12 protein-coding genes are annotated in these 19637 nt (G+C 63.7%); 8 read left to right on the top strand and 4 right to left on the bottom strand.

From position 1 onward, the window contains the following. The first annotated feature begins 3 nt into the window (after positions 1-3). A complete protein-coding gene (locus FJW07_RS29810; RefSeq protein ID WP_140859719.1) occupies positions 4-1284 on the top strand; it encodes an ABC transporter permease in 1281 nt (426 codons plus the stop codon). A gap of 3 nt (positions 1285-1287) precedes the next feature. Then, a complete protein-coding gene (locus FJW07_RS29805) occupies positions 1288-2109 on the top strand; it encodes an ABC transporter permease (protein ID WP_140859718.1) in 822 nt (273 codons plus the stop codon). 767 nt (positions 2110-2876) lie between these two features. On the opposite strand, the gene FJW07_RS29800 is transcribed toward FJW07_RS29805, so the two are convergent. Further along, on the bottom strand, positions 2877-3413 hold the full coding sequence (locus tag FJW07_RS29800) for an invasion associated locus B family protein (protein ID WP_246672379.1): 537 nt from the start codon (positions 3411-3413) through the stop codon (positions 2877-2879). Between the two features lie 286 nt (positions 3414-3699). On the opposite strand from FJW07_RS29800, the gene FJW07_RS29795 reads away from it, so the two are divergent. The 5 genes from FJW07_RS29795 (at position 3700) to FJW07_RS29775 (ending at position 17352) form a co-directional block, all read left to right on the top strand. Next, positions 3700-15129 (top strand): hypothetical protein, encoded by an 11430-nt coding sequence (locus FJW07_RS29795; protein WP_246680904.1) that lies wholly within the window; start codon positions 3700-3702, stop codon positions 15127-15129. Positions 15130-15283: 154 nt separating this feature from the next. Continuing rightward, a complete protein-coding gene (locus FJW07_RS29790; protein WP_140859716.1) occupies positions 15284-15784 on the top strand; it encodes a tail fiber protein in 501 nt (166 codons plus the stop codon). Positions 15785-15826: 42 nt separating this feature from the next. Further along, entirely contained in the window at positions 15827-16300 is a 474-nt protein-coding gene (locus tag FJW07_RS29785) for a tail fiber protein (protein ID WP_246680903.1), read from the top strand. Between the two features lie 10 nt (positions 16301-16310). Then, positions 16311-16832 carry a tail fiber protein gene (locus FJW07_RS29780; protein ID WP_140644686.1) on the top strand — a complete coding sequence of 174 codons (522 nt, stop codon included), beginning with the start codon at positions 16311-16313 and terminating at the stop codon, positions 16830-16832. A gap of 7 nt (positions 16833-16839) precedes the next feature. Next, on the top strand, positions 16840-17352 hold the full coding sequence (locus FJW07_RS29775) for a GNAT family N-acetyltransferase (protein WP_140859714.1): 513 nt from the start codon (positions 16840-16842) through the stop codon (positions 17350-17352). 12 nt (positions 17353-17364) lie between these two features. Here the strand turns inward: FJW07_RS29775 and FJW07_RS32190 are convergent, their stop codons facing one another. From FJW07_RS32190 to FJW07_RS29765, 3 genes are read right to left on the bottom strand one after another with little or no spacing between them, the layout of a single operon-like run. Then, the gene (locus FJW07_RS32190) at positions 17365-17679 is read right to left on the bottom strand and encodes a 2OG-Fe(II) oxygenase (RefSeq protein WP_246680902.1); all 315 of its coding nucleotides are present in this window, start codon (positions 17677-17679) and stop codon (positions 17365-17367) included. Positions 17680-17689: 10 nt separating this feature from the next. After that, complete coding sequence (locus FJW07_RS32185; RefSeq protein ID WP_246680901.1) at positions 17690-17944, bottom strand: hypothetical protein; 255 nt, start codon at positions 17942-17944, stop codon at positions 17690-17692. Positions 17945-17956: 12 nt separating this feature from the next. Next, complete coding sequence (locus FJW07_RS29765) at positions 17957-18232, bottom strand: hypothetical protein (protein ID WP_140644689.1); 276 nt, start codon at positions 18230-18232, stop codon at positions 17957-17959. A 154-nt stretch (positions 18233-18386) separates the two neighbouring features. Between FJW07_RS29765 and FJW07_RS29760 the strand changes: the two genes are divergently transcribed. Next, positions 18387-19187 carry a SapC family protein gene (locus tag FJW07_RS29760; protein WP_140859713.1) on the top strand — a complete coding sequence of 267 codons (801 nt, stop codon included), beginning with the start codon at positions 18387-18389 and terminating at the stop codon, positions 19185-19187. Positions 19188-19637 lie beyond the last annotated feature (450 nt).

Raw genomic sequence — 19637 nt, 5'->3', positions numbered from 1 at the left:
GGGATGTCGGCGCTCCAGCCCAGCGAAATCGACCGGCCGACGCTGGCCCGCGACCGGTCAGCCGCCGACGCGGATCTGAAATCCGTGTCGGCGGCGCTCCGCCGCGCCGAACTCGGCGATCGGATGCGCTCGCTGCTCCTGGCGGCGCCACTGCTCGTCCTTTTGGCCCTAAGTTTCGGTATCCCGATCGTGCTGCTTTTGTCGCGCGCGGTCTATGACCCGACCATCGCGGATGCACTGCCCAAGACGACCGCGGCCCTGGCCGGCTGGAACGGCCAGGGCCTTCCCGGCGACGGCGCCTTCGCCGCGCTGGCGGCGGACCTCAAGGAAAACCAGGTGAAGGGCACAGCCTATGAACTGGCCAAGAGCCTGAACGCGCGGCTGCCCGGCGCGCGCAGCCAGGTGCTGAAGACGGTGCGCAAGCTGGAGAGCGCCGACGGTCAGGCCGCGCTCGACACCATGAAATCGGTGCCGTTCTGGTCTGTACCATCGACCTGGCCGGTGATCCAGAGCGGCACAAGCAGCCTTACATCGTTCTACCTGCTCAGCGCGCTCGATCTGCGCTGGAACGCCGATGGCGGCATCGAGCGGGTGCCACCCGAGCAGGCGATCTTCATACAGGTGTTCCTGCGCACTTTCTTCGTTGCGGCGTCGGTGACGCTAGCAACGTTGATCCTCGGCTTTCCGCTCGCCTATCTCATCGCCAACGTGCCGAAAGGGCTGGCCGCCATCCTGATCGTTGCGGTGCTGCTGCCGTTCTGGACCTCGATCCTGGTGCGCACCGCGGCCTGGACCGTGCTTTTGCAAAAGTTCGGCCTGGTCAATGATTTCCTGCTTCTTATCGGCGTCACCGGCGACCGGCTCGACCTGATGTACAGCCGCATCGGGCTGGTCATCGCCATGACGCATATCCAGTTGCCGTTCACGCTGCTGCCGATCTACAGCGTCATGCGCACCATCCCGCCTTCACAGATGAAGGCCGCCTATTCGCTAGGCGCCAGGCCTTTCACCGCGTTTCGCCGTATCTACATCCCGCAGGTGTTTCCGGGCGTGATGGCCGGTTGCATGCTCACCTTCATCCTGTGCCTCGGCTATTACATCACGCCGGCGCTGATAGGCGGGGCAGGCGACCAACTCATCAGCAATTTCATCGCCAATTACGTCAATGTCGAACTGAACTGGGAGATGGCGGCGGCGCTGTCCTTCATCCTGCTCGTCTTCACCTTGGCGCTGTTCGGCATTTTTGCCCGCGTCCTCGGCCTCGACCGCCTGAAGCTGGTGTAGCCCATGCTGCTCTCTCCCTATCCCACAACAGGCGAACGCATCCGCATCACGCTGCTGTGGATTTGGTGCGGGCTGGTCATCCTGTTCCTGTTGGTGCCGATTCTCATCCCGGTGCCGCTCTCCTTCAACAGCGGCGCCTTCTTCATCTTCCCGCTGGAGGGCATCTCGACGCGCTGGTACGAGGTCGTGCTCGGCACCCAGCGCTGGCAGTCGGCGATCGGCAATAGCCTGATCATCGCCCTCGGGACGACGGTGATCGCGACGACGCTCGGGACACTAACGGCGATCGCGCTTTCCGACGAGAAGTTTCCGGGTCGGCGCATTATCATGCCGCTGCTTCTTTCGCCGCTGATCGTGCCGGTGGTGATCACAGCCGTCGGTTCCTATCTATTCTACGCCCGCGTTGGGCTCGCCAGTACTTATGCCGGCATCATCCTGGCGCATACCGCCTTGGCCAGCCCCTTCGTGGTGGTGACGGTAGGCGCTAGCCTGACCGGCTTCGACCGCAACCTGATGCGAGCCGCGGCGATCTCCGGCGCCAAACCCCTGACGTCGTTCTTCCGCGTCATGCTGCCGCTGATTCTGCCCGGCGTGCTTTCGGGCGCGGCCTTCGCCTTCGTCACCTCCTTCGACGAAGTGGTCATCGTGCAGTTCCTGGCCAGCGCCAGCCAGCGCACCATGCCGCTCGAAATGTTCATCGGCCTGCGCGAGAAGCTCTCGCCCGCCATCACCGCCGCCGCAACCTTGATGATGGGGCTGTCCATCCTGCTGCTCTTGGTCGCGAACATCCTGGCGCGGCGCGGTAAGAAGGCGCCGAACCTCTGAGCGGCATTTCTTTCCGTCGCTGACGCGTTCGATGACGGCCATTTTTCGGGTTGAAACAAATTGATCTCAATGGCCGAGATTCAGACGCATAGCTGCCTGTTCGGACATCGGCTCTTGTTGCCCTGCCTACCCAACAGGCCTACCTCCAAAAGCGCGTTACATCGTGGTCTAGGCTCGCTAACTTGTTCGCGCTCCCGTGTCGCGCGACTTCTCGAAGCGGTGATGCACTGCCTGGTGCACGGCGGCGATTGCGTGCCTTCCAAACGCAAAAACCGCCCCGGGTTAGACCGGGACGGTTATTGATTTATGATAAAATTGGTTGCGGGGACTGGATTCAAGCGCGCCGGCGATCCTTAAGGAAGATCCTTTCAGCAAACGAATTCCGTGACAGCGCTGTATGGCAACCTGCCCAGAGCGCGCCCCCCATAGTGAGTTCACGAGGTAGCGGTCCTCTGCTATCATAAGTATCCGCGCCTGGCTCCGCACCGTTGTCCCGCGACTCCCATTAACTCAATCCGATTGCCAAACGGATCGGACACGTACGTCCGGTAAAAACCATCAATCGGCTCGTCGTCTTTGCACGCAAACCCCGCCGTGTTGAGACGCGCGCGAAGCTTTGGAGCTCGTCAACCACAAACGCCGGGTGCACCTTCTTGGCAGGGCAAAAGGCGGCCTCCACACCAGATGCACACGGGCGCGGCCAGCCTCGAACCAGCAGCCGCCCCCCGGCCGGCTTCGAGCTCGCAACCGGGCAATTTTGCGCCGCCTTACTTGGTCGCTTCGAGCTTGTCGACCGCCGCGCCGAACCCCTTGAGCGAAACCGGAATGGTCACCGGTTTGCGCGTTACCGATTCCATGCCGACGTTCAACGTCGCTCCGGATCGCATCGCCTTGAGCAGATCCGGCGCCAGCGGCGTCGCGGCATAGGCGCCGTTCTGGTCACTGGTCTGGATAGCGATCGTGACCTTCTTGCCGCTGTCGATCTGGTAGGAAGTTCCCGATGGCAGGAACAGGCCATGCGGCAGGGCCAAAAGCATGGCAAAGCCTGGGGTACCCTGCTGGCGGCGCACCGTCACAGTCAGAACCCGCTGGCCGGTCTTCGCTTCGGTGAGATTCTGCGAAACTTGGCATTGCAGTTCGGTGCCCGTTGATCCCGACGAGCAATTGACCACCCAGGGATTGGCGTCCGCGGGTTTCGTCTCTGCCGGCTTGGTATCTTCGGCCATGGCAAGGCCGGTCGCCAGCAAAAGCGCGCCGAGGCCGACGGGCAGGTATCTTTGCCTTCCAAGTACATTAAATCTCACTAATATACTCCAATTGTCACATCTCTCGGTTTATAGCCGGCTTAATCGAGTCCGAGTCGTTGGACGCAAAGTCAATGTTGCCCTACTGCAACAGGACTCTAATTTCTGTGTTAATACCGTATCGCAACCGTGAATTGCCGTGCAATACTATGCAATACATTAGCTATCCGCTATCCCAGTGGAAGAGCATGGCGGCAGCCGGGACGGGTAGATGCGCTCGCGCACAGGGCTGATTGAACGTCGGGGGAAGACCGCTGAGCGCCAAATGCGGCGACGCGGCGGAGCATTGGCTGCATCCCGCCGCTCAGGCATTTTGCTGCGCACCTCCGCGCTGACCACTGTCGCTCTCGCATTGTCGGGCCTGGCCGCGCATGCCGAGGATGCCGGGCTATGGCAGCCGCAGGTCCGTGCCATCATCGGCGCCAACAGCAACAGTGGCTATTCGGCGCTCGAAGGCTTCCTGCCGATCAAGCAGAACCTCGAATCGGTCCTCTTCCTCGACGTCCGCTCGAAATATGATTTCGACAACGGCTTCGGCCAGGATGTCGGCCTCGGCGTGCGCCGCATCGTCAATCCGGATCTGATGGTCGGCGGCTACGCCTATCTCAACATCCAGAACGACGACAGCCACCAGTTCGTCGCCACCACGCTCGGCCTCGAGGCGATCACCTCGAAATATGACGCGCATGTCAATGTCTACCTGCCGATCAGCAAGGACCGCGGCTCGACCGGTATCGATTCGACGCTGTCGCTCGTCGGCAACCAGCTGCTCGAACAGATTTCGACGATCGACCATCGCACCTATGCGGCCTGGGGCATCGAGGGCGAGGTCGGCGTCCAGGCGCCGATCGACCTGCCGGAAAACCAGTCGCTGCGCTTCGACGTCGGCGCCTACCATTTCGCCGATCCCAACGGCGACGACCATTCGATCACCGGGGCCAAGGCGGGGATCGAGTACACCTTCGGCGACGTCGTCGGCAAAGGCACGTCGCTGACCTTCACCGGCGAGGTGCGCAACGATAACCGCGACGACACCCAGTTCGCCGGCAGCGTCCGGCTGACGGTGCCGTTCAACGTGTCGGGCAAGGGCAGTTCCGTCGATGACGATCCCGATCTCGTCTCCACGGTCAGCCCGGGCCTGCGCAAGCGTCTCAATGAGCGCGTGCGCGGCGACATCGGCGTCAGGCTGGAGAACCAGGACAGGGTCAACGGCACGACGACGCGGGTGGCCATCAACGCTGCCACCAATGCGGCCTTCGGCAATTTCTTCTTCGCCGACGGCGGCAATTCGCTCGGCCTCGGCACCATCGGCGATCCGACCACGCTGGATGATGCCGTCACCAAGGCCGGCGGCAACGGCTTCATCGTCGCGCTCGGCGGCAGCGGCAACATCACCACCGGCGGTGTCAATCTCACCGCCGGCCAGACCGTCATTGGCGGCGGCGGCAGCGTCCAGGCGAAGCTCGCCGACGGCAGCGTCGGCACATACAATTTCGGCGGCAGCAACGGCACCATCCAAGGCACCAACGCCGCCAGCCCCGTGATCACTCTGGCCAGCAACAACACGCTGAGCAACATCACCATCACCGGCGGCGGCGACGGCATCTTCGGCAACAATGCCGCAGGCACGAAGCTGACCGATGTCACCGTCAGCGGCGCCGGCGGCAACGGCGCCGACTTCACCGGTAATTCCACCAGCGTCAGCGCGTCCAATTTCACCGCGACCGGCAACGGCCTCGACGGCCTGCACATCGAGGATAACGGCACCTACAACCTCACCGGCACGACGACGCTCAACGGCAATTCCGATGACGGCCTCGATATAACCGGACAGGGCACCTACACCTTCGCCACCGTCAATGCCCAGAACAACACCGACCGCGGCATAACGGTGCAGGGCACGTCGAGCGGCGGCAGCTTCACCACCACCGGCGGCACGATCTCCGGCAATGGCGGCACCGCCGTCTTCATCGATCCGATCACCGCCCATGTCGTGCTTGATTCCATCACCCAGAGCGGCGGCGTGTCGGGCGTCATCCTCGACCAGGTGTCGGGCAGCTTCGCCGTCAATGGCGCGACGAATATTTCGAACACCACCGGCCCGGCCGTCGCGATCACCAACTCGCCGGCATCGATCCGCTTCGGTGACATCGCCATCACCAATCCCGGCGCCGACGGCATGTCGTTCAGCGGCGTCAACGCCGCTGTGGTCGCCGGCAACATCGTCATTTCCGGGCTCGGAGCCGGCACCGGCCTGGACTTCTCCGGAAGCCAGACCAATTTCACCGCGCAGTCGCTCAATCTTACCGGTACCGGCGCGGCCGGCTCCGCCGGCATCGACCTCACCTCGCCCAGCGCCGGCGGTGCGGTCATCACCATCACCAATGGCGGTACCATCGCCAATGTCGACACCGGCGTTCGCCTCGGCATTGCCGGTACGCCGGCCGATTCGGCTAATGCCAATTTCACCTTCGGCGGCGGTTCGATCGCCGGCATCACCGCCTCGCTCGACGCGCGCGGCCTCAATCAGACGCTCGGCACCTATGCCTTCGGTTCGACCACCTTCAGCGGGCCGCAGCTTTTCGACACGCAGAATGTGATCTTTGTCGGCGCTGCCGCGACAGGAACAGGCGACGGCTCCTCGCTTCTCGATCTGGCCTCGATCGCGACGGCCGATGCCAACACCGACGGCACCGCCATCTTCGTGCTGGTCAACGACGCCAGCAACACGCCGATCGATGCCGGCGGCGGCTTCACGCTGAGCGCCGGCCAGACGCTCGCTTCCTTCGGCAATGGCCGCAGCTTCTCGCTCGGCGGCGTCCCGATCAACGTTACCGGCGACAATGTCCAGCACGACCAGGTTGTCTCGGATGTCAACGGCGCCGCGACGCTTACCAACACCGGCGCCGGCGACGTTGTAACACTATCCAACAACAGCTCGCTGCTCGATTTCAACATTTCGGGTGGCAGCGCCAATGGCATCCATGGCAGCGGCGTCACCGGCGTTACGCTGACCGGCATGTCGGTCAGCGGCGCCGGCCTTGCCGGTGTGCTGTTCGACGGCACCGGTAGCGCCACTGCCACCGACCTGACCTCGACCGGCAATACTGGTGCGGGCCTGTCCCTGCAGGGGGCCGGCACCTACAATTTCAACGGCACCACGACGCTAAACAGCAACGGCGCCGATGGTTTGTCGATCACCGGCGATGGAACCTATAATTTCCAGACGCTCAATTCGCAGAACAATGCCGGCAGCGGCGTCGATGCAAGCTCCACCGGCACCGGCAAACTGACGACGACCGGCGGGATGATTTCCGGCAATTCCGGCCAAGGGTTCAGTGCCTCGCAGATCGGACTGGACGTCACGCTGACCAGCCTCACCCATACTGCCGGCGGCACCGGGATAGCTCTCTCGAACGTTACCGGCAGCTTCGATATCACCGGCACGACGACGATCTCTGGCGTGCCGAACGGGATTGTCATCCAGAACAGTTCGGCAACGGTGGGCTTCGGCGGAAAGGTCACCGTCACCGCCCCTACTGGCTCGGGCATCATTCTCGATACCAATTCCGGTGCCATCACTTTCGGCGACGTGGCGATCGACCAGCCGGGCCAGAATGCGATCGATATTTTCGGCACCAACGGCGCGATCGCCTTCGGCAACATCGACATCACCAACCTGCCGACCGGCAAGACCGGTCTTGATTTGTCCGGCAGCAGTTCGACCTTTACAGCCACGACGCTCGACATTGCGGGCGCCGGCACCTCGACCGGCATCGACCTATCTGGCACCACCGGCGGCTCCGTCACCATTGGCAGTGGCGTCATTACCGCCGGCACCGGCGTGCAGATGGGCACGCATGGTGCTGCCGGCACCAGCGCCAACACCACCTTCTCCTTCGGCGCCGCCGGTGGCGCCTCGATCACCGGCACGGTCGCCTCGCTCGACATGCGCGGCCTGATGGCCGGCAGCGGCACCTATGCCTTCAACGGCACGGCGCTCGTCGGGCCGCAGCTGTTCGACAGCGCCAACATCGTCTTCGTCGGCGCGGCCGACACCGGGACCGGCAGCGGCGCGGACGTCGGCGATCTCATCAACGCGGCCGCCGCCGACGACCTGACCACCGACGCAAACACGATTTTCGTCCTCGTCAACAACGGCGCTGGAAACATCAACACCGACGCCGACGGCTTCACCCTTGCCGCCGGTCAGTCGCTGGTTTCCTTCGCCAATGGCGCGACGGTCAATCTCGGCGCGCCGCCGGCCAATGTCGCCGGCACCAATGTCGTCACCGGAGCCACGCAGGCTGATCCGTTCGGCAACGGCGCAGCGACGCTCGTCAATTCGGCCGGCAGCGCCATCGATCTCGACAACGGCAACCTCGTCCAGAATTTGGGTGTCAGCAATGCCGGCTCCGGCGCGGCGATCAACGGCGCGGGCATCAGCGCGGCGACCATCACCGGCGTGACGATCACCAGCGCCGTCACCGGCATCGATCTGACCGGCGCATCGGGCGCTATCAACGTCACCAACACCACGATGGGCGGCGTCAGCGGCACCGGCCTCCTGGCTAGCAATTTCAGCGGCACCGGCACCTTCAACAATTTTGACATCACCGGCGCCGGAACCGGCGTCAGCGTCACCGGCGGTTCCACCGGCGCGCTCACCTTCGACAATGCGAGCTCGATCGCCGGCACGTCCGGTGTGGCCTTCAACATCGACACGGCAACTTCCACCGTTACCTATAACGGCACGATCAACCAGACGAGCGCGGCAAGCGCGGTCAAGATCAACGCCATGACCGGCGGCGGTGCCACCTTCGGCGGCAAGATCACAGCCAGCACCGGCGCGGCCAACGCCATCGATCTCACCGGCAATGCCGGCGGCACGATCAATTTCAACGGCGGGCTCGACCTCACCACCGACGGCGGCTTCGCCTTCAGCGCCATCAATGGCGGCACGCTCAACGTCACCGGCACCAACACCATCGCCACGGGCGGCGGCGTCACCGAAAAGGGTATCCAGCTCGGCGGCGCCAGCGGCCTCACCATCGGCGCCGGCGGGGTGACCTTCGACAGCGTCACCGTCGACGGCTCCGGCGGTACTGTGCCGACCGGTATCGTCATCGAGAACACCAGCGGTGGCAACGTCACCTTTGGCGGCGTCGACATCAGCCGCGTCAATGGCGACGCCATCCGCCTCACCAATGTCGCCAGCGGCACCTATACCTTCAACGGCACGACCACGATCGCAACCGTCGTCGGCAATGGCCCGGGTTTCGTCGTTCAGGGCAGCGCTGCCACCGTCAACGTCGGCAACCTCTTCACCACCGGCGTTTCCGGCGACGACGTCAACCTGACCAACAACACCGGCACCATCTCGATCGGCGGCACCATCACCAATTCCGGCACCGGCAACGGCGTCGTGGTGTCCGGCGGCAGCGCGGCGATCACCGTTTCGGCCAACATTTCCAGCTCGGCAAGCGCGCCGGGCACGGCGATCAAGGTCGACGGCACCACCGGCGGCTCTGTCGCGTTCACGGGTAACGTCACCTCGACCGGCACCGGCAATATCTTCGCCATCGGCACGACGACGGCGCCGACGGGCGGGGCGATCACCTTCGCCGCCGGCAAGACGCTGACCGCCACCGGTGGCGGCGGCGCGGTGATCGGTGGGCTTGCCGGCAACGCGACCTTCAACGACTCGGCACTGTTGTCGATCACCAATGCAACCGGCGACGGCCTTTCGGTCTCGAACGTGGCAAGCGGCGCTGCTGTCGGCTTCGCCAGCGTCACAATCTCCGGCGCGGGCGGCAACAGCATCGAGATCGCCAACAATGCCGGCCAGGTGACGTTCTCGGGCGCCACCAGCGTGACGATGGGCTCGGCCCCCAACACGGCCGGCATCGATTTCACCGGCACCAATGCCAACGTCACCTTCGGCGCCACGACGGTCAGCAACATCGGCGCCAACCAGACCGGCATCGACTTCAGCGGCTCGTCCACCGCTGCCAATTTCAGCCTCGCCGCCACCATCACAGGCCTCGGCGACCTCACCTCGCGCGGCATCGATCTGTCCTCGACGACCGGCAACAAGGTCATCACCTTCTCCCAAGGGTCCTCGATCGCCAATGTCGGCATCGGCGTCGACCTTTCGTCCGGTCAGACCACCGCCACCTCGGCCAACGCTACTTTCACCTTCGGCGACGGCGATTCGACCGATGGGCTGGAATCCTCGATCGCCGCGGCGACCAACGGCTACACCGTCAACACGGTCGGCCTCGACCCGACGCTCGGCGACTACGATTTCGACGACGTGTCGTTCACCGGCAGCGCCAACCTGGCCTCGGCGCCGGGCGCGGTCACGCTGGTGTCGCAGTCGGGCGGCTTCATCAATGCCGGCACGACCGGCAACCTCAGCATGGGCGTCAGCACTATTTCGCTTGCCGCCGCCGATGCGGTGACCGGCGCCCAGAACTTCGCCTTCGTCGGTCCGATCGATGTCGGCGCCAGCGCCTTCACGCTCGATTCGGGCCAGACGATCACCGGCTTCGGCAATGGCAACGTCGTCTCGATCGGCACCATCCAGCCGGTGAACGTCCACGGCAACCTCGGAGCCACCGGCGGCAACATCACCGGCGACGAGGCCGTGGTCACCGGCACCGGCGACTTCATGCACCTGCTCGGCGACAACGCCGTCCGCCACACCGCCTTCGATTTCAGCGGTGCCAGCGGCTCCGCTTTGCTGATCGACCAGAGCGCGCCGGGCTTCAGCAATGCCAGCGGCATCACCATCGAAGGCGTCACCATCAGCAATGTGGCGGCGGGCCAGACGGCCATCAAGGTCGCGGGATTGACCGGCAATCTCTCGGTCATCAACAACGACATCGACGTTTTAGGCACGCTGCTCGAGGTGAACGGCGGCTCCGGCACCATCCAGGTGTCGCGCGGCATCCTGACGAACAGCGCGACGCCCGGCACGCTGATCGGCGGCGGCATCAACATCGCCAACCGCACCGGCGGCGCGGTGACCTTCACCGACCAGGTGACGATCACCGGCGGCAACGGCGTGTCGATCTCGGGCGGCACCGCCGCCGGCGCCGTCAATTTCAATGGCGGCCTCGACATCACCACCTCGGCCGATACCGGCCTCGATTTCTCGGGCCTGAACCTGCTCACGGTCGCCAATGCGGGCTCGACGACGATCAACGCGACCGGCCAGACGGCGCTGTCGCTGCAGGGCGCGATCGGCGCTGGCGGCGTCCATTTCAACAGCGTCACCTCGACCAATGCGGCCGCCCAGGGCGTGCTGATCAGCGGCGCCAGCGGCGGCAATGTCGATCTCGACGCCGTCAACGTCGCCGGTTCAGGCGGCGCCGGCATCGAGGTTCTCAATTCGAGCGGCACTTACATCTTCGGCAATACCACGATCGACAATTCGGCCTCGGCCGGCCGTGGCGTGAACATCGAGAACGCCGCCAGCGCCACCACCATCACCTTCGACGGCACGCTGGGCATCACCACATCCACGGGCAGCGGCTTCCGCGTCGCAAGCAGCGCCCCGCCGGCCGCCACCACGGTCAATGTGACGGGCGCCGGCACGCGCAGCGTCAGTACCTCGAACGGAACCGCCGTCGACATCACTTCGGCCACCCTCGGCGGCGGCTTCACCTCGGTCAACGCCAGTTTCTCGGGCGCGGCCAACGGCATCAACCTGCAGCAGGTGGCGGGCTCGCTCGATCTCGGCAACGGCACGCTGACCAACACCGGCTCGGGCGCCGCCTTCAATGTCGGCTCGGCCACCGACCAGAGCGGCGGGAATGCGACGATCTCTTATGCCGGCAATATCGCCTCCAACGGCAACGGCGCGGCGGTCTCGGTCCAGGAACTGACCGGCGGTTCGGTGACGCTGTCGGGCAATCTGACGGACGGTTCCGCCACCAATGGCGGCCACATCGTCGTTGCCAACATCAACAACGGCACGGCGGCCACCATCACCTTCTCCGGCGCCAGCAAGCAGATCAGCTCCGGCACCAACGACGCGGTCAGCCTGACCGGCAACACCAACGGCACGGTCAACTTCACCAATGGCGGGCTGGCGATCACCGCCACAAGCGGCGCCGGCTTCACGGCCACGGGCGGCGGGACGGTCAATGTCGGCACCGGCGGTAGCGCCAACACCATCGCCACGACCTCGGGAACCGCGCTGAACCTCAGCGGCGTGACGGTGGGCGCCACATCGCTGAATTTTTCGACCGTCTCGGCCAACGGCGCCGCGAGCGGCGTTTCGCTTGCCAACATAGCCTCGTCGGGCGGCGGCACGATCGCGCTCGGCACGGTCAACCTGCAGGGCATCACGTCGCGTGGTGTCGATGTATCCGCCACGTTGGGCGCGGCGCTGTCCTTCAACGACCTCGATATCGGCTTGAACAACAGCGCCGCCGTGGCCTTCGATCTCAACGGCGCAACGATCAATGCCGCCGTTACCGCCAACGATTTCGACGTCACCAATGCGGCCGCGGCCGGGACCTCGATCGGCGTCGATCTGCGCGGCGCCACCGGCGGCCAGACCGTGCGTCTCGGCGACACCGACCCGAACGGCGCGAGTTCGAGCATCGCCGGTGTCAACACTGGCGTCTTCCTCAGTTCGGCGAGCAACCTCAACTTCATCTATGGCGACGGCGAGCAGGCGATTGACCAAGCCTCGACCATCAGCGCCAATGTCGGCATCGACGCCTCCAGCGCGCCGGTCTCCGGCACCTACGACTTCCAGGATGTCAACTTCGCGGCCAGCCCCGGCCTCGGCTTCGGCGTCGGCAGGATCTACTTCGTCGGCGCCAGCGCCACGGGCGACGGCAGCGGCAAGGACCAGAACAATCTCGCGACGCTGACCACGGCGGAAGCGGCGGCGGTTTCAACCGACATCATCGTGCTGGTCAATGACGGCGGCGTTATAACGGCGGCGGGCAGCAACGGCAACGACACGCTGGCGCTCGCAACCAGCGAACAAGTGCGCGGCTTCGGCAACGGCAACATCGATCTGGCGCTGACGGTGCCGTCGACGATCCAGCTGGCCAGCAACAACATCTCGATTGTAGACCAGACGCCAAACGGCGCGGCGACGCTGACGAGCGCGGATGGCAGCAGCATCGTCACCCTGGCCGGCAACGGCAACATCATCGACGGCTTTACGATAAATGGCAACGACGGCACAGGCGCCAATGCCGCGATCGGCATCAGCGGCTCCGGCACGGCGAACGCCACGATCAGCAACATGACGATCAGGAACGTCACGGCCGCCAACATCGACTTCGGCACCGGCGCCACGGGCACGACGACGCTGACCAATCTCTCCCTCATCTCGGCGTCGGCCGGGACAGCCATCAAATTCGGCGCTGCGTCTGGAACGGTCACAGGCACCAATGTCGACACAACGGCTGGAAGCGGCCTGTCCGTCGTCGGTGGCAATGCTGGCTTCACCTTCGACAGCGCGAGCTCGATCGCCAACGTCGCCGGCACCGCCGTGAGCATAACCAACCGCACCGGCGGCAGCTTCGGCTTTGCCGGCACGGTTACGTCGACCATTGGCGGCAGCGGCATCGTCATCTCCGGCGCGACCGGCGTAAATACGGTCAACTTCAGCGGCGCGGTCAATTTCAACGCGGCGGGCACAGGTGTGTCGATCAACAATGGCGGCCTGGCCTCGACCGTCAGTTTCGCCAACCTCGCCCTCACGACGGGCAGCGCCAACACGGCCTTTACGGCGACCAATGGCGGCACGGTCAATGTCGCCACCGGCTCGATCAGCACGACTGCCGCCCAAGCGGTCAACCTCAACGGCATCGCGGCCGGCATCAATTTCACCTCGACCACCTCCGGCGGCGGCACCAACAACGTCGCGCTTACCAATGTCACCGGCACGGTGAACCTGGGCACCGGTTCGCTGACCGGCGCGTCGGGCGTCGCCTTCCTGGGCTCCGGCGGCACGGCAACCGTCACCTATGGCGGCTCGATCACCAAGACCAGTGACGGCCGCACGATCGATATCCAGAACCGCACTGGCGGCACGGTGACACTCAGCGGCGCGGTTTCCTCGACCGGCTCGAGCGACGGCGTTTTCCTCAACGCCAACACCGGCTCGACCATCAGCTTCACCGGCGCCCTGACCATCGACACCTCGAGCAGCAACTCGATCGGCTTCAACGCGACCGGCGGCGGCACGGTCAGCGCGACCGCCTCCGGCAGCACCATCAATTCGGGCCAGGCGACCGCGCTCAATGTCGTCAGCACGACGATTGGCGCCTCCGGCCTGAAGTTCCAGAGCATCTCCTCGAGCGGCGGCACCGCCGCCGGCATCGTGCTCGACGGCACCGGCTCTAGCGGCGGGCTGACCGTAACCGGCACCGGCTCGGCCGGCTCGGGCGGCACGATTTCCAGCAAGACCGGCGCCGATATCCTGACCGGCACAGACGCCGGCGGTCAGACCGTGAGCGGAAGTGCCGGCACCGGCATCTTCCTGAGGAATACCTCCGGAGTATCGTTCGCCAACATGCAGCTGAACGACTTCTCGAACTTCGCCGTCTACGGCAACACCGTCACCAACTTCACGATGACCGGCATGACCATCAACGGCGTCAACGGCAACAACAATGCCGGCGACCGCGAAGAAGGCTCGATCCGCTTCGACAACCTGCTCGGCACCTCTTCGATCACCAACTCCAGCATATCGGGCGGCTACAACCAGAACGTCGACCTCTACAACACCAGCGGCACGCTGACCCGGCTGACCATGGACAACATCCAGTTCGGCCTGATCGATGCGACGGGAGGCAACGACAATGTTCGCGGACAGGTCTACAACAGCGCGACCGCCAACTACACGCTGACCAACAGCACCTTCGCCGGCACGCGCGCCGACTTCATCGCGTTCCTTGCCAACAACAATTCCACCATGGATGCCGTGGTGCGCAGCAACACGTTCCACAACGGCCAGGCGATCATCCCCGGCGGCGGCACGGCGGTCGATATCCGCAGCGGCTCGGGCGGCCTTGCCTCCGCTGCGACGACCACCTTCGATATCTCGCACAACGTTCTGACCGACGGTGGCGCCAATGCCTTCGATACCGTCGGCATCTTCGTCGCCAAGGGTCAGGACAACGGCACCATGGCCGGCACGATCGCCAGCAACCAGATCGGCCCGGCCAAGGTGAACTCCAATTCGGATGGCATTTTCGTGCGCGTGGCCGGCGCTGGCACGATGACGACCCTGATCCAAAACAACACCATCACCGGCGTCGGCAACAACGGCATCCATCTCCAGAACAACGATGGCAGCGCCACGTTGAATGCCACGATCTACGGCAACAGCGTGACGTCGCCAACGAGCTCATTCCCGTTTGCCGCGCTGCTGGTCGACAATGGCGCCACAGCCACCGACACCAGCACGACCAATGTCGTCATCGGTTCGGGCACCGGCGGCGCGGGCAGCAAGAACACGCTGACCCATTCACCCAACTATGCGGTCGATGTTTCGTTGAGCAATTTCAACGCCAGCACGCACCTCAACCTGTCGCGGAATGGTTCGGGCCAGAGCACGGCGCTCGGCGTCATCCAGGATGACAACACCGGCGTGCAAACGGTCGATACGACGGGTGGCAGCGGGACCATCACCTTCGTTAACAGCTTGCCGACGCTTCCGCCGGTAGTGGCGCCCTAAGTCTTGCCTTGCATGTGCCTTGATGGTGGCATTTTCGCCGCTGGGCGTAACTTTAGTAAAAGTGAAGTTAAAAGATTTTTTATTACACGCCTTATTGCCGTTGCGTAATGTAATCGCATTGCGCTAATGTATGTTTACAGCAAGGAGGGGTGCGATGGCGGAACCATTTCTTTCCGAAATCAGAATCATGTCTTTTGCCTTCCCTCCGAAAGGCTGGGCGCTTTGCAATGGGCAATTGCTCCCGATCAACCAGAACCAGCCGCTGTTCTCGTTGCTGGGCACCACTTTCGGCGGCGACGGCCGGGTGAATTTCGCCCTGCCCGACTATCGCGGGCGCGTCCCCATCCATGTCGGCGGCAGTCATGTGCTGGGCGAACGGGGCGGCGAGCAGGCGCACACGCTTTCGATCTCGGAACTGCCGGTCCATAGCCATGCCGAGATGGCCACCACGGCCAATGCCGATGTGCCGGCTCCCGCCGGCAACCTGCTGGCAACGGTCGCCAACGTCTATACGCCGCCAGCGAACCCCACTACGACGATGGACCCCGGTACGCTGGCCTTGGTCGGCGGCAGCCAGGCGCATATCAATATGCAGCCGTTCCTGACACTGAGCTTCTGCATCGCCCTGCAGGGCATTTTCCCGTCGTCGACCTGAGGAAACGCAATTATGGCACAACCCTATGTTGGCGAAGTGAGAATGTTTGCCGGCAATTTCAATCCTGCCGGCTGGATGTTCTGCGAAGGACAGCTCTTGCCGATCTCGGAGTATGAAACCCTGTTCAACCTGATCAGCACCACTTATGGCGGCGACGGCGAGAGCACCTTCGCATTGCCCGACCTGAGGGGCCGGCTGCCGCTGCATCAGGGCGACAGTTTCATCCTTGCCGAGACCGGGGGCGTGGAGGAAGTCACGCTGACGACCCAACAGATCCCCTCACACACGCACCCGTTTGTCGCCTCGTTGAACAACGCAGCGGCGAATACGCCCACTGGCAATGTGACCGGGCAGGTTGGCGCCTCGCAGATCTACCGTGAAGCGCCGGCGACGACGCCGATGTCCCCGCAGACCGCCGGGCAGACCGGCGGCGGTCTGCCGCATACCAACTTCCAGCCGTATCTTTGCATCAATTTCATCATCTCGCTGTTCGGTATCTTCCCGTCGCCGACTTGAAGAGGACGTCATGGCCGATCCGTTCGTCGCCGAAATCCGCATCTTTCCGTTCAACTTCGCGCCCAAGGGCTGGGCATGGTGCGACGGTCAACTGCTGCCAATATCGCAGAACACCGCGCTGTTCTCATTGCTCGGCACGACCTATGGCGGCAATGGCAAGTCCAACTTTGGCTTGCCCGATTTGCAGGGCCGCGCGCCGATGCATCCGGGGCAGGGACCGGGGCTGTCGCTGCACGATCTCGGTGAGCAGGGCGGATCGGAGACGGTGCAGTTGCTGATATCGGAGATGCCGCAGCACGGGCACACGCTGATGGGGAATATCAATCCAGCCAATCTGGCGGCTCCAAGTGCGACACGATCCTATGCGCGCACGAATCCGGGGCAATCTTACTCGGCGACAGCCACGTTGACGCCGCTCAACGATCAGGCGGTGCGACCGGTCGGCGGCGACCAGCCGCACAACAACATGCAACCCTATCTCACCTGCTATTTCTGCATCGCGCTTCAGGGCGTCTTCCCACCACGCCCCTGATTTGCCGATGAACCATTTTCGCGGGGCGGCCGGCTGGATGCGCGCGGCGGGTGCTGGGCTCACATTCCGCGGGTCAACGGATGCCGATCTGCCGTTTCTGTTGCACCTCTATGCCTCGACCCGCCTCGAAGAGCTGGCCGTGACATCCTGGGCCGAGGCGCAGAAGGCCGCGTTCCTCGACATGCAGTTCCAGGCGCAGCACGCGCACTACCGCAAATACTACCCCGATGCCGACTGGTTGGTGATCACGCGTGCCGGCAGCGATATCGGACGGCTCTATATCGAGCGCTGGCTAGGCGAGCACCGCATCATCGACATCGCCTTCCTGCCGGCGTTTCGCGGCAAGGGCTTCGGCTCGGCCCTGCTCAGCGATCTCATCGACGAAGCCGCAGCCATCGGCAAAGCGGTCTCGATCCATGTCGAGAAGCACAACCCGGCCATGCGGCTTTACCTGCGGCTGGGCTTCACCGTGGCCGAAGACAAGGGCGTTTACGACCTGATGCTGCGTCCAGCCCCGTGAGCGCCGCAACCATCACGCACCGCGATACCAGGAGACGATGGTGAAGCGTTCGTTGCGCGTAACCGGCGTCACTTCGTGCGTCGTTTCCGAGCGAAACGCGACCACCGACCCCGGCAATGCCAGCATCGCGACGCGCAGCTCCGGACCGCTGTAAGGTCCGTGCAGGACCAGCGAACCGCCGGAATAGTCCTCCGGCGAAGGCTCGTCGGACTGGCCGTTAAGAAAGATCACCATCGAAATCTTCCGGAAGCGCGACTCGTCGCGAATGATCGGCGTGTTGCCGTCCTGGTGCGGCACGAAGAAATCGCCCTCTTGGTAGTGGAGCAACTGCGGTTTCTCAAAACGCGCCCAGCGCGATTGCGAAATGCCGTTCGAGCACCGTTTTTTGCTGCTCCAGCAGACGCTCTATCAGCGCCTGCGCGGCAAGCGAAACTTCGGCACGTCTGGTCCGACGCACCTGCGACCATTGCGGCTTCTGATCGGAACGGCCGAGCAGGCCGGCAGCCTCGCCGGTGGCTGCGCGAATTTCCGAGCACAACGCGCGACAGGTCGCTTTGTCCAGCACTTTGGGGATTGTGACATAGTCGACCACGCCCGGCCGATCTCAGTTGAAGACCGCTTCGTAGATATAGCCCGCCTGGTCGCCGGAGATGGGCACGATGAAGATGTCATGCGTGATCTCGCTGCCGACAAAGCGATAGGTCGCCTGGGGCAAAAGCATTTCGCGCGGCCCTTTGAACAGCGCCGAGAAGCCGCCGCCGGCGCGCGGACTGTTGGCGACGCGTTTTACTGAAGCGAGCTCCAGCGCGACCATCTGCCCGCCTGCCTCGACGACGAATGTCTGCCCGACCGCCTGCTCGAATTGCGTAGCCGATGCCATTCCCGTCCACCTTCAATCACTACCGGTTGCCGCCAATACCGGCGGTCCGCGCCATGCTGTTCATAGCGTGCCGGGAAGCCGTTGCGCCAGCCCTTGTGCTGGCCTAAACCCTTTATAGCTGCGCTATTGCATGGCTTTTTGGAGGAGGCTGAACATGGCTGAAGCGAAGACCGAGAAGGCGCCGGTGCTAGCCGGCTCCGGCAATGCGCTGCCGCTGTTTTATAGCAATCCCGAAGCGCTCAACCCGATACGCCATGGCTCGCTCGGGCTGATCGCGCGCGCCGATTTCGGCTTTGCCCGCGCGGCGCATTCCATCCCCGTGGCGGCCTCAGAAATGCCGGGCGCCATGCGCTCCTATCCGATCGTCTTCATAGGCCCGGCCAAGGCGCCGGTGATCATCACTGGCCTGCGCCAGAACGAGAACCTGTTCGTCGATCACGACGGCCGCTGGACCGAACCCCACTACATCCCGGCCTATGTGCGGCGCTATCCCTTCATCCTGGCGGATGAGTCCGCGACAACGGGCCGGCTGACACTCTGCATCGACCGAGCCAGCGACCGCGTCGTCGATCACCTCGCCGCTCCCTTCCGAGACGATGGCGGCAAGCTCGCTTTGTTCTTCAACGGCACCGAGCCGACCGAAGCGACCAAGCAGGCGCTCGCCTTTTGCAGCCAGTTCCAGAACGATTTCAACGCCACCCGCGCCATGGTCGAGAAGATCGACGCGCACGGCCTGTTCGCGGCGCGGCAGAGCAAGGTGACGCTGGAAGGCGGCGAGACCCTGAATCTCACCGATTTCCAAATCATCGACGAGGTTGCGCTGAACAAGCTTGGCGACGAGGCTTTTCTCGACCTCCGCAGATCCGGCGCGCTGGCGATGATCTATTGCCACCTCGCCTCCTCCAACAGCTGGTCGTCGCTGGTCCACCAGGCGTCGATGCGCAAGCGGGCTTAGAAAATGAGCGGCGACAATTTGATCGTGTGACGGTACGCCGATGATCGCTGATCGGCTACGCTTGCCCGATGCTTTGGGACAGCCAGACGAGGATTCTTGTCGAACTCTTGACGGATCACGACGCCACAGAACTCACAAAGGCGAGGCATTCGCCGTCGACATCGAAGTCGTTGGTTGAGGGCTAGTAAATGGCATTTCGGTGTCTTGGCACCGGCAGGAAAGTACGTTGGCGTTATTGCTTACTTACAGCCGGGACAGATCCAGCGCTCGATGACAACAGCGCGCAAATACCTCGTTTGTCAGCGGCAAGCAGGAATGTGCCTCACAACGAGTGCCGAATCGGTGACTACGTGCCAGTCCAACAAAAAGCCGCCCCGGTTAGACCGGGACGGTTATTGATTTATGATAAAATTGGTTGCGGGGACAGGATTTGAACCTGTGACCTTCAGG

Origin of the sequence: Mesorhizobium sp. B3-1-9 (genome assembly GCF_006439595.1) — a bacterium.
Taxonomy (GTDB): Bacteria; Pseudomonadota; Alphaproteobacteria; order Rhizobiales; family Rhizobiaceae; genus Mesorhizobium.
The sequence above is the reverse complement of the archived record's forward strand: the minus strand, read 5'-3'. Positions and strand labels throughout refer to the sequence as shown.